The sequence below is a fragment of the Citrobacter sp. TBCS-14 genome, assembly GCF_005280805.1.
GTDB lineage: Bacteria > Pseudomonadota > Gammaproteobacteria > Enterobacterales > Enterobacteriaceae > Citrobacter > Citrobacter gillenii.
Genome location: NZ_SZWM01000606.1, coordinates 1 through 407, shown reverse-complemented (window position 1 = coordinate 407; position 407 = coordinate 1). Strand labels below are relative to the sequence as shown.

1 protein-coding gene is annotated in these 407 nt (G+C 52.1%); it reads right to left on the bottom strand.

The annotated features are described in order from the left end of the window. Positions 1-407 (bottom strand): ribulose-phosphate 3-epimerase (locus tag FDX22_RS20220; protein WP_304571784.1); only part of this gene is annotated, 407 nt, incomplete at both ends.

The window sequence follows — 407 nt, the reverse complement described above, 5'->3', positions numbered from 1 at the left end:
TTCGCCAGTTCATTGCGCATTTCATCAATGACTTTTTTGTAGTCTGGTTGGTCGAAAATAGCAGAGCCTGCGACAAACATATCCGCACCGGCAGCCGCGATTTCACCAATGTTGTTCACCTTAACGCCGCCGTCCACTTCCAGACGGATGTCATAGCCAGATTCATCAATGCGACGGCGCACTTCGCGCAGCTTATCCAGCGTTTGCGGGATAAAGGACTGTCCACCAAAGCCTGGGTTAACGGACATCAGCAGGATCACGTCGAGCTTATCCATGACGTAGTCCAGATAACTCAGCGGTGTTGCCGGGTTGAACACCAGCCCCGCTTTACAGCCATGCTCTTTGATCAGCTGTAAAGTGCGATCGACGTGTTCGGAGGCTTCCGGGTGAAACGTAATAATGCTGGC